This window comes from Streptosporangium sp. NPDC002721 (assembly GCF_042888905.1).
Taxonomy (GTDB): Bacteria; Actinomycetota; Actinomycetes; order Streptosporangiales; family Streptosporangiaceae; genus Streptosporangium.
Genome location: NZ_JBIAQI010000017.1, coordinates 240,933 through 252,162, shown reverse-complemented (window position 1 = coordinate 252,162; position 11,230 = coordinate 240,933). Strand labels below are relative to the sequence as shown.

The following is an 11,230-nucleotide window of genomic DNA, read 5'->3' as shown; positions in this document are numbered from 1 at the left end:
GACCCCGAGGTCGCCGACGCGGCCGCCGACGTGCTGTCGGGGGTGTTCACCAAGGGCACGATGCGATCCGTCGGCGGCATCGGCCGCGACGCGGCGGGCAAGACCGGCACCACCGACAGCTCCGCCACCGCCTGGTTCGCCGGGTTCACCCCCGACCTGGCCGGCGCGGTCAGCATCGGCGACCCCCGCGGCGCGCAGGATTACAAGCTGAACGGCGTCACGATCGGCGGCCGCTACTACGGCTCGGTCTTCGGCGCCAGCATTCCGGGTCCGATCTGGAAGGACACGATGCTGGGGGCGCTGAAGAACGTCGAGCCGTCGTCGTTCACCCCGATCAACACGGAACGGTTCGGCGGCTGCGGCCAGAGCTGCCAGCCCGCGCCGCCCCCGTCGGAGGACGACGAGGAGGACGGGGACACCATCGAGCTCAACGACCCCGACGACGGCGGTTTCGACAGGCCCGGCTGGGACAACGGCCCCGGCGGTCGCGGCGGCAACGGCGACGGCCGTGGCGGCCGGAACCAGTTCGGCGAGGGCGACGGCTGACGGGAGCCGGGGGCGTCAGCAGGTGCCGGCGCGATGAGTCGCCGCACGGCCGGGGTGGTTCTCACCCGTTTCGGCCGTGCGGCACCCATGGTGAAGTGTGCTGTCCGAACGACGCCCCCGGTGGAGGGCCATGGGCATGAGTGTCGTCCTGTCAGCGAGGGCCACCCGGATTCCGCGTGGTCCTTCCGGCCGCCATCCGGGAGACCTCGGTGAGGGCACCGGGCCAAGGCCGGAGGGCTCACGCCGCTCCGCGGGACTTCCGGGCCTGCCGGAACCTCAGCTCACGGCCTTCTCGACAAGCTTCCTGAGCGCGGCCTCACCGGCCTCGCTCAACGTCGTCAGGGCGTAGGCCGTCGGCCACATGCCGTCGTCGTCGAGATTCGCCTCCACGGTGAACCCCAGCGAGGAGTAGCGCTCCTTGTCCACCTGCCCGCTGCGGAAGAAGCACACCACCTTCCCGGCCCTGGCATAGGCGGGCTGGCCGTACCACAGCTTCGGCGCCAGCTCCGGAGCGGTGGCCGTGACGATGGCGTGCACGCGCTCGGCCAGCGCACGGTCCGGCGGCGCCATCTCGGCGATCTTCGCGAGCACGTCCCGCTCGTCGGCCGCGGCCTTGCCCGCGCCCCGGCCGCGGCGAGCACCGCCCCTCAGCTCCGCCGCGCGCTCCTTGATCGCGGCACGCTCCAGATCGGAGAATCCCTCCTCGGAGGACGTGCTCCGCTTGTCGCCGTCACCGGCTTTCGATGTGGCGCTCATTGATATGACGCTCCTTCTACTGGTTGCCATGGTGATCGTGCTGATTACAGGCTGGGGGACGGCCCTCGGTGCGCCACCCTCCACCGGAAGCCGTCGGGGTCGGTGAAGTGGCCGGAGTACCCGCCCCCGGGTGCCTCGGCCGTGGTGACGGTGATCCGGCCGCCGGCGGTGACGGCGGCCGCCAGGAGAGCGTCGACCTCCTCGCGGGACTCGGCTCTGTACGTGAGGACCATCGACGGGAAGCCGTCGCCCTCCCCGGTGGTGCCCGCGTCCCTCGCCAGGACCCCGCGTTCCATCAGGCAGAGCCTGGCCGCCGCCTTGGCGGGGTGGAAGTCGATGTACTTGCTGCCGTAGTCGCGATCGGCCGTCATGCCCAGGGCCCCGTAGAAGGCCTTGGACGCCTTCGGCGCGGCGACGCCCAGAATGACCATGGTCTCGGTCGGCAACGGGGTCTCCGCCGCGGGGCCGGTGTCCTTGTGGGGGGCGGCCGCCAGCTTCCAGACGGCGCCGTCCGGCGCCCGGAACACCCCGGAGAACGAGCCGAACAGGGCCTTCCTCGCGGGCTTGAGGACCTCGGCTCCCCCGCGGACGGCGGCGTCCATCAGAGCCCTGACCTCGGCGGGCCGGCTGACGGCGCAGGTCAGCACGTAACCGCGGAATCCCGACGTCGCCGGTTCGGCGCCGGCGTCGGCGGCGAGCCTCTCGGTCGCGGACAGTTCGAGGTGCCCGGTCCCGTGCATGTCGAGGTCCGCCGAGTCACCCTCGTCGGTGATGACGGGAGAGAACGCGGCGGCGTAGAACCCGCGCGCGGCGTGCACCTCGGGTGCCCCGAGGGCGATGACGTCGAGTTTGAGGGCCATGTGTGACTCCTTGGACCTGGCGCATCCGGTGATGTCGCGCGTGCGGATCTCGTTCAGGGGACGGCTCAGCGTGGTTCTGGGCGCGCTGGAAGGTCAGGGAGCCTCTGGGGCGTCGTACGGCGGGAAACTCAAGTGAACAGTGACATTCATGCAGGTAACGCTAGGTGCGGTGCGGGGGTGCGCGCTTCTCGATTCCTGATCGGTTCGCCGCCTGCCTCGCCGCGCACCGGTTCGCTCAGGGTGTCCCCGGGTGCCGGACAGGGCGGCCAGGAACCAGGTGGGCGCGGAAGAGGGGGATCACGTCCTGCCGGGGGTGATCCCGTACCGCCGGAGCCGGTCGGCCTCGCCGGTGCGGCCCAGCTGCCCCAGCAGGCCGATCGCCCGCCACAGGGTGCCGGGGACGCCCAGCTCGGCGGCGCGGAGGTAGGCGAGGACGGCCCTGTCCGGGTGGCCGGTCTCGCACAGCAGGACGGCGGTCCAGATCAGGGCATCGATGTCGCCCGCCTCGGTACGGGTGTCAAGCCAGGTGACGGCCTCCTCCGCCCGGCCCGTCTCGTACATCAGGTCGACCGCGTGGCCCAGGGCGACGGTGTCTCCACTCTCGGCGCGGGCCCGGAGCCAGGTGACTGCCTCGTCGGAACGGTCCAGCTGGTAGAGCAGCGTGGTGAACCGCCTGAGGGCGCCGGTGTCGCCGGCCCCGGCGCGGGCTCGCAGCCAGCTGATCGCCTCCTCGGCCCGCCCCGACTCCTGGAGCAGCTCGACCGCCTTCCACAGGAAGTCGGTGTCGCCGTTCTCGGCGCGGGCCCGGAGCCAGGTGATCGCCTCCTCGGCCCGGCCCGCCCGTTGGAGCAGTTCGACCATCCGCCATCCGGCGTCGGTGTCCCCGGCGTCGGCGGCGTGCCGGTAGGCGGCGAGGGCCTCCTCGGTCCGGCCCGTCTCCTGGAGCAGCTCGACCATCCGCCAGCCGCCACCGGTGTGCCCGGCCTCGACGGCGCGCCGGTACGCGGCCATGGCCTCCTCCCGGCGGCCCTCCCGGTGCAGCAGGACGGCCATCGACCAGAGCGAACCGGCGTTTCCCGCCTCGGCGACGCGCCGGTGGGCGGCGATCGCCTCCGTGGTCCGGCCCGCCCCCTCCAGGAGCCGGGGCAGCAGGGCGAGGGCGGGGCGGTCGCCGCTTTCCGCGCGGGAGTACAGCCAGGTGATCGCCTTCCCGGTCCGGTCCGTCTCCCGCAGCAGCTCGACCGCCTCCTCGAGCGCGCGGTGGTCGCCGTTCTCGGCGCGGGCCCGGAGCAGGGTGATCGCCTTCTCGATCTGTCCCGTCCGCCGCAGGAGGCCGATCGACCGCCAGTAGGCGTAGGCGTCACCGGTCTCGGCACGAGTGGTCAGCCAGGTGATCGCTTCCTCGGTCCGTCCCGCGTACTGGAGCAGCTCGGCGGTCTTCGAGATCGCGCGGTGGTCACCCTTCTCCACGCGGGGTTCCAGCCAGGTGATCGCCTCCTCGATCCGCCCCGACTCCCGCAGCACCTCGACCGCCTCCCACAGGGCGGCGGTGTCGCCTCTCCCGGAACGGATCCGCAGCCAGGTGATCGCCTCCTCCGTCCGTCCCATCTCCCGCAGCAGGGCGACGGCCTGCTTGAGGACGTGGTCGTCGCCGGTTCTCGCGGCGCGGCGGCAGGCGGCGACCGCCTCCTGCCCGTGGCCGGTCCTGTACAGCAGGGACGCGAGCCACTCCGGGGCGTCGATGTTCCCGGCCCGCGCGGCGTGCCGGTAGGCGGCGAGGGCCTCCCCGTGGTGTCCCGCCCTGTCGAGGAGGGCCGCGGTCCAGACGGGAAGGCCGGTGTCGCCGAACCAGTCGTGGGCCCGGAGCCAGCTGAGCGCCTCCTCCGCTCTTCCATCGCCCACGAGCAGGGCGACCGTCTCTCTCGGGGCGTCGGCGTTTCCCGCCTCCGCGGCGCGCCGGTAGGCGCCGATCGCCCTCTCGCGGTGTCCGGCCGCGTTGAGGACGGCGCCGCTCCAGGCGAGGACCTGGGCGTCGTCCTGCCCGCCGTGGATCCGCAGCCAGGTGAGCGCCTCCTCGGTACGTCCCGTCTCCCCGAGCAGGGCGATCGCCTGCCGCGCGGCATCGGCGTCACCGGCGGTGGCGGCGGCCCCGTACAGCAGGAGGGCGTGATGGTAGAGACCGCGGGTCCGAGCCTGGGCGGCGAGGCGCGGCCGGTCCTCGGGGTCGGCGTGGGAGACCAGCGCGTCCCACAGGGCCGCGGGAGCGGGACGTGTACGGCGCTCGGCGTGACCGAGCTGTTCCAGGCAGCCCGCCAGCCGGTAGCGGGGGTACGCGGACGGCTCGTCACGGCGGGGACGGACGCGCGAGAGGAGTCCGGGGGCGCCGCAGGCGTAGGCCAGGGCCTGTTCGAACCAGCCCGGGGGCAGGGAGCCGTACTCGTAGTCGGTCAGGCAGTCGAACGCGGCGGTCTTCAGGAGGGCGCGGGGAAGGGCGGGGCCGTGTCCCGCGCGCCTGGCGTCCATCGCGGCCTCGACCACGGCCCTGGCCGGGGCGGGCGCGTCGCGGTAGCGCTCCACCATGCCGGGCACGCCGGTCAGGTACTGGGCGATCCGGCCGTCGCGGGCCCCGGCGTACGCGCGTTCCAGGCGAGGATCGCCGCTCGCCGCGCCGTGTACCGCCTCCAGGGAGGGGCCGGTGAAACGGTCGGGGACGTGGATGGCCGCGCCGGTCACCAGCGCCCGCGCCTGGGTGCGGGCGGCGGCGCTCGCGGCGGGCGGCGAGGTGAGGGCGGCCCAGTGTTCGGGCCAGAGGGTGCCCAGGACCAGCACCGGGCCGCGCTCCGGGTCGCTCACCAGGGCCCGCAACCCGGCGGCGACGCGCTCGCCCGTGCCGTCGGCCGGGGTGAGCAGGTAGGACTGCGCCCCGTCGAGCCACACGACGGTCCGTGGCGCGAGGGAGTCGAGGGCCGGGAGGATCGTCTCGGGACGACCGGAATCGGCAGGATGCCACAGCCGCCACCCGCCGGGCAGGAGCCGTACGGCCTCCCAGCAGGCCCGGGTCTTGCCTGTCGAGGAGTCGCCGACCAGCATCGCGACCGCGCTGTGCCCGGCCACCGCCCGCCGTACGACGGAGGCCAGGCGGTCGTCGTGGCGGCGCGGCACGTAGGCGGGCAGGTCGCCCGCCCTGGCCTTCCCTCCCGCGTCGCCCGCCCTGGTCTTCCCTTGCGCGTCCCCTTCCGCGTCGCTCACCTCGGGGCCCGTCCCCGCGTCGATCGCCCGGTGCACCCCCAGGGAGAAGGGGTCGGCCAGCGGGGAGAACGGGTCGGCCGGCGAGCGGATCGGCAGCCCGGCCGGTGAGGCCAGGCGGGCCCGCCTCCACAGCTCGCGACCCCGGACGGCGACGCCCAGGGGGTCCCGGCGGGCCAGCCGGGCCAGCACGGTGACGACGGCCATCAGGTCGGCCTGGTCGGCGGGCATCTCCGCCAGGGCCAGTATCCGGCGGACGGTGTCGCGTCCGGGGGCGCCGGGGCCGGGCAGGTCGACGGCGATTCTCTCGGCGATGTCGTCGAGAGTGGGGGCCCCGGCCTCCAGGTACAGCTCTTGCAGCAGGTCCTTGAGGTCACGTAGCGGTCCGGGAGGAGGCTGCGAGCGGATGAACAGGAGCGGTCGCCGCCGTGAGCCGCCGCTGTTCTCATCTCCGTTGTTCATTTCTTGTCGCCACTCATCGCAACACCATCGCTCTCTATGGAGCCTACGAAAGGTGGAAATCAACAATAATAAGGTGACAAAGATGCTTCTGTCGTAAGGGTAACTCGATTTCCCGATGGTGGGATGCTCGCGGGAGGACGTGCTCTGATCGTAACTATGGATGCGGAAAGTGTGCTTTCCGCTGCGTGAACCGTTAATAGGTATTTAGGCGTTTTCAGCGTATATGCAGGGGATATTTCCGGGCTTGGCGAGTGATTCCGGAGGTTCCGCCGCGCGAGCCGAACCAGCCGGGTGGGCAGGGTGGGCGGGCCAGATGGGGCAGGTGGGCAGGTGGGCAGGGTGGCCGGGCGGCCGGGTGGCTGGGCGGGCCAGGTGGGTCAGATGGGCCGGCCCGTCCACATCCCTGTCCCTCTTCCCCGTCTCACGCCGCGCCGTCCTGTCCCGCGTCGCGAAGCGTCGCCGCGCTCGGCGGGTAATGAAGTGGCGTCGGCCCACGAGCCGCTGTTTGGATGCGGGTCATGACTGTTATCGAAGGTTCCGGGGCCCCGCCGGACATGCTGGACCTGATCGAGCGCTACTACGACGCGGTTCCGCGACGCGAGGCCAGGGCTGAGGACCATGGGCCGCTCACCCTGTTCGTACGGGAAGGCGTGGGGTGGCCCTTCTACGCGCGCCCGACTCACGGGTGGTCCGGCCCGGTGCGGGCCGAGGACGTGGTCCGGGTCCGCGAGCGGCAGCGCGAACTAGGGATCCCGGAGAGTTTCGAGTGGGTGGCCGAGACCACGCCCGTCCTCCGCGCCGCGGTCGAGGAAGCGGGGCTCGCGGTCCACGAGCACCCGCTGATGGTGCTCGGAACGGACATCGCGCCGGTCGCGCCCGAGGAGGCGCCCACCTACCCGGCGGTGCGGGTCCTGGAGGCGGACGACCCGGTGCTGCCCTCCGCGCTGGTGGTTCCCCACCTCGCCTTCGCCGAGCCCGGCACCCGCGTCGGCGCGGCGGACACGGCGGATCTGGCGGAGGCGGTCCTGGCCCGTGCCGGTGACGGCTCCCTGGAGAGCGGCACCGCACGCGTCCGGGCGGGGCTGACGGTGATCGCCGCGGCCGTCGAGGGTGGTACGGCGCTGTGCGCGGGCCAGCACAACCAGGTCGGGGAGGTGAGCGAGATCGTCGGGGTCGGCACGCTGCCCGCCGCCCGCCGGCGCGGCCTCGCTCTCGCGGTCACCGCGGCGCTGATCGCCGACGCCCGCTCCCGGGGGGTGAAGACCGTCTTCCTGTCGGCGGGGGACGAGGACGTCGCCCGGATCTACGCCCGGCTCGGCTTCCGTCACGCGGGCACGGCACTGATCGCCGAGCCCGCCGGTTAGCGCCCCCGCCCGGGGGCCCCGGGCTCGGGCGGCCTCGATCATGCGAAGCCGACGACGTCGCGCGACGCCGGCGGCATCACAGGGAGCCGACGGGGGTCATGCGACGCCGGCGGCACCGCGCGGAACCGTCGGCATCACGCGGAGCCGACGACGGAGACGAACCCGGAACCGGGCCGGTAGTCGGGCGACTGGTGCCGGAAGTAGGTGTTGTAGACCTGGCAGTAGTGGCCGCCGCGAGCCAGCAGCGTGGTGTGGTCACCCTCCTCGACGATCCGGCCGTGATCCAGCACGATGATGCGGTCGACGTGCTCGATCGTGGACAGCCGGTGCGCGATGACGATGGAGGTGCGGTCGGCCAGCACCCGGTCGAGGCCCTCCTGGATCTGGGCCTCGGTCAGCGGGTCGACGCTGGCGGTGGCCTCGTCCAGCACCACGATCGCCGGATCCTGGATGAGCAGGCGGGCCAGCGCGACGAGCTGGCGCTGGCCCATGGACAGGGCGCGCCCGTGCTCGCCGACGTCGGTCCGCAGGCCGTCGGGCAGGGCGTCGATCCAGTCGCCCCCGCCGACAGCCGCGGCGGCGGCGAGCACCTCATCGTCGCTCGCCTCGGGCCTCGGGTAGCGGATGTTGTCGGAGACCGTGCCGCTGAACAGGAACGGGACCTGCGGCACCGCGCCGATCTGCCGCCGGTACCCGGCCAGGTCCAGCGTGCGGACGTCGCGATCGTCGATCAGCAACCGGCCGTCCTGGAACTCGTAGAACCGGGTGATCAGCTTGCTGAGCGTCGACTTGCCCGCACCGGTGTGGCCGACCAGCGCGACGCTCTCGCCCGCCTCGACGGTGAGGTCGAAGTCACGCAGCACGGGGCTTGCGGCCTCGTAGCCGAACGTGAGGTCGCGGAACTCGATGCGGCCCGCCAGCCTGCCGACCGGCTGGGGGTCGGTCTGCACGACCCGGGGCGGCGCGTCGATCAGGGCGAAGACCCGCTCCGACGCGGACAGGCCCTGCTGGAACTGGGACCAGAACGCGGCGATGGAGGTGAGCGGGAACCAGAAGAGCGAGACGCCCTGGAGGAAGAGGAACCAGTCGCCGCTGGACAGGCCGCCGCCGAGCACGGTGGTGCCGCCCAGCTGGACGAGCACCACCGTGGCCAGTCCGGCGACGAGGAAGAGCACGGGGAAGATGCCGGAGAAGACGAACCCCTGCCTGAGCGTCACCTGGTAGCTCTGCTGGTTGATGGGACGGAACTCGTCGTAGACCCGCTGCTCCTGGCGGAAGTTCTTGGCGACGGTGATCCCGCCCATGGTCTCCTGCAGGGTGGCGTTCACCCGGCTCAGCGAGCGTTGCGCCCTGCGGGTGCTGGTGCGGGCGACCCGCCGGAACAGCAGGGCGATTCCCATCACGACCGGCACCACGAGAAGGGTGAGCAGGGCGAGCTCGACGCTGCGCAGGAAGAGCAGGACCGTGACGAAGCCGACCATCAGCACCTGGCTGATCAGGTCCATCGTCAGGGTGGAGACGGTGGCGAAGTCGTCGGTGTCGGAGGTGACCCGGCTGACGATCTTGCCTGACGGGTTCTCGTCGTAGAACGACAGGTCACGCTCCAGCACGGCGTCGAACGCGTCCTGGCGGAGATGCAGGACGACGTCGCCGGTGACCTTCGCGCTGTACCACTGGCGGACGAAGTTGAACGCCCAGCCGAGCACCCCGGCGACCAGCAGGCCGGCGGTGAGCTGCCAGCCCACGTCGCCGATCGTGCCGTCCTCGACCCCGTCCACGCCCCAGCTGACCAGCAACGGCATGGCCGCCTGGCTCAGCGAGAACAGCACGATCATGACCGCCACCAGGATCATCGAGCCCAGCTTCGGCCGGAAGTAGGACAGGATCCGGCGAAGGAGGTCACGGTCGCTGTAGGTGCGGTCGTAGTCCTCGGCGTCGAGGCCGTCCATGATGAAGCCCATCAGCCCTGCGCTCCCTGCTCGCCCGCGAGGACCACGGCCGGGTCGGTGGTGTCGCCGGACACGGCGCCGTCGGTCACGTCGACCTCACCGGTCGCGTCGGCCACGTCGTAATGAGCGAAGATCCGCCGGTAGAGGCGGCTTCGGGTGAGCAACTCGTCGTGCGTGCCGTAGTCGACCAGCTCGCCCCGCCGCAGGAGCAGCACCTTGTCGGCCCAGCGGATCTGGGAGAGCCGGTGGGTGATCAGGAAGGTGGTGCGCCCGTCGAGGACGCGGCCGATGGCCTGCTGGATCCGGTCCTCCGTCGCGGAGTCGATCGCGCTCGTCGAGTCGTCGAGCACGAGGATCGCCGGATCCGTCAGCAGCGCCCGCGCGATGGCCAGACGCTGGCGCTGGCCACCGGAGAGGGTGATGCCGCGCTCACCGATGACCGTGTCGTAGCCCTCGTCGAGCTCGCCGATGAAGTCGGCGGCCTGGGCCTCCTCGGCCGCCCGGACGACGGCCTCCCGCTCCACCCGCTGGCCCAGCCCGAAGGCGATGTTCTCGGCCACCGACCGGGAGAACAGCACGATGTCCTGCTCGATGGTGGAGATCTGGGAGCGCAGCGAGTCGAGGTCCCACTCGCGGACGTCCACGCCGTCGACCAGGATCCGGCCCGCGGTGACGTCGTAGATCCGGGGGACCAGCTTCGCCAGGGTGCTCTTGCCCGAACCGGTCTCGCCGACGATCGCCACGGTCTCGCCCGGTCGTACGGTGAACGTCACCCCGCGCAGCACCGGATCGTCCTCCCCGTAGCCGAACGTCACGTTCTCGAAGACGATCTCCCCGCTGATCGGCGCGGCGTGGCCGTCGGCGCGCTGCCCGAGCTCGGTCTCGGTGTTCATGATGCTCAGGATCCGGCGGGAGGACACGATGCCGATCTGGACCAGCGAGAAGGTGAAGATCGAGATGCTGGTCGGGAAGCCCAGCATGGCCACCAGGCCCATGAAGGCGACCAGGTCGCCGATCGTGATGGCGCCCGTGGCGTGCATGTGGAGGCCGTGCCAGAGCGAGCCGGCCATCGCGAAGGCGAAGAGCAGGGTCGGCAGGTAACGGGCCTGGACCAGGCCGTTGTGGGCGAAGGAGTCGCGGTAGCGGCGCGCCAGGATCCTGAACCGTCGTCGCTCCTGGGCCTCCTGCGCGGTCACCTTGATGACCTCGATGCCGCGGACGGCCTCGTTCAGCCCGGCGTTGAGATCGCCGAACTGCTCCCGCATGCGGGTCGCCACGGGGTTGAGCCGCCCCATGTAGTGCCGGAGCGCGACGACGAAGGCGATCGCGAAGACGCCGGGCACCAGCAGCAGCCGCGGATCGATCATGACGATGAAGACCAGGGGCACGAGGCCGGTCAGGCTGGAGTCGACGATCAGGTCGATGCCCGGACTGATCATGGTGGAGAGCTGCCGGATGTCGTTGGCCGCCCGCGCCATCAGGTCGCCGACCCGCTGCCGGTTGTGGAAGGTCTGGCTCTTGCCGAGCAGGCTGACGTAGAGCTCGTCCCTGGCGTCCCGCTCCAGCCGCTTGGCCAGGACCTCGCTGCCCAGCCGCGCGACGAGGTCGAAGGCGCCCCTGGCCAGCACGACGGCCAGCAGCCCCAGCGAGATCGCGCCCAGTGCCCGCGCCCCGCCGCCGTTCTCGTCCAGCACCGCGTCGAAGGCCGCGCCGGTGAGCCCGGGGACCATGGCGTTGAGCACGACCATGATCAGCGATGCGCCGAGGAACCCGGTCAGCTGGATCGGATGGCGGCGGACATGGGACCAGAGCCAGCGCACCGGACCCCGCCTGTCGTACGGGCGGCCGGGTACGGAGAACTCCGAACTGCTGGTGACCACTGGCTCGCCCCCGAGCGGATCGACAATGGGATCGAACTTGTTTTCTATCACCGGGCACCGACCGTTTCCCATCGGATTTTCCGGCCCCGCCCCGCCCGGACCTGCCGGGGTTCGGCCGCCCCTCGTTCGGTCAGGGGACGGATGCGCGGGACGCTCCTCCCGCGAGG

The 11,230-nt window shown here is 71.9% G+C and carries 6 protein-coding genes and 1 pseudogene; 2 read left to right on the top strand and 5 right to left on the bottom strand.

The annotated features are described in order from the left end of the window. Window positions 1–546 (top strand): annotated as a pseudogene (locus ACFYWM_RS25085) (penicillin-binding protein); the annotation flags it as partial. A gap of 276 nt (window positions 547–822) precedes the next feature. Here the strand turns inward: ACFYWM_RS25085 and ACFYWM_RS25080 are convergent. The 3 genes from ACFYWM_RS25080 to ACFYWM_RS25070 form a co-directional block, all read right to left on the bottom strand. Then, window positions 823–1,302, bottom strand: a complete 480-nt coding sequence (locus ACFYWM_RS25080) for a DUF1801 domain-containing protein (protein ID WP_389917899.1) — start codon at window positions 1,300–1,302, stop codon at window positions 823–825. Between the two features lie 44 nt (window positions 1,303–1,346). After that, entirely contained in the window at window positions 1,347–2,162 is an 816-nt protein-coding gene (locus ACFYWM_RS25075; RefSeq protein WP_389917898.1) for a VOC family protein, read from the bottom strand. A gap of 297 nt (window positions 2,163–2,459) precedes the next feature. After that, complete coding sequence (locus ACFYWM_RS25070) at window positions 2,460–5,870, bottom strand: tetratricopeptide repeat protein (RefSeq protein ID WP_389917896.1); 3,411 nt, start codon at window positions 5,868–5,870, stop codon at window positions 2,460–2,462. A 518-nt stretch (window positions 5,871–6,388) separates the two neighbouring features. On the opposite strand from ACFYWM_RS25070, the gene ACFYWM_RS25065 reads away from it, so the two are divergent. Then, a complete protein-coding gene (locus ACFYWM_RS25065; protein WP_389917894.1) occupies window positions 6,389–7,234 on the top strand; it encodes a GNAT family N-acetyltransferase in 846 nt (281 codons plus the stop codon). Between the two features lie 134 nt (window positions 7,235–7,368). Here the strand turns inward: ACFYWM_RS25065 and ACFYWM_RS25060 are convergent, their stop codons facing one another. Both ACFYWM_RS25060 and ACFYWM_RS25055 read right to left on the bottom strand, forming a co-directional pair. Further along, window positions 7,369–9,195: an ABC transporter ATP-binding protein gene (locus ACFYWM_RS25060; RefSeq protein WP_389917892.1), complete on the bottom strand. Its 1,827-nt coding sequence runs from the start codon at window positions 9,193–9,195 to the stop codon at window positions 7,369–7,371. Next, a complete protein-coding gene (locus ACFYWM_RS25055; protein ID WP_389917890.1) occupies window positions 9,195–11,063 on the bottom strand; it encodes an ABC transporter ATP-binding protein in 1,869 nt (622 codons plus the stop codon). Before ACFYWM_RS25055 ends, ACFYWM_RS25060 begins: the two co-directional genes overlap by 1 nt. Window positions 11,064–11,230 lie beyond the last annotated feature (167 nt).

Coding starts and splice junctions, on each gene's coding strand:
- ACFYWM_RS25080 (WP_389917899.1), bottom strand. CDS start 1,302: ATGAGCGCCACATCGAAAGCCGGTGACGGCGACAAGCGGAGCACGTCC.
- ACFYWM_RS25075 (WP_389917898.1), bottom strand. CDS start 2,162: ATGGCCCTCAAACTCGACGTCATCGCCCTCGGGGCACCCGAGGTGCAC.
- ACFYWM_RS25070 (WP_389917896.1), bottom strand. CDS start 5,870: ATGAACAACGGAGATGAGAACAGCGGCGGCTCACGGCGGCGACCGCTC.
- ACFYWM_RS25065 (WP_389917894.1), top strand. CDS start 6,389: ATGACTGTTATCGAAGGTTCCGGGGCCCCGCCGGACATGCTGGACCTG.
- ACFYWM_RS25060 (WP_389917892.1), bottom strand. CDS start 9,195: ATGGGCTTCATCATGGACGGCCTCGACGCCGAGGACTACGACCGCACC.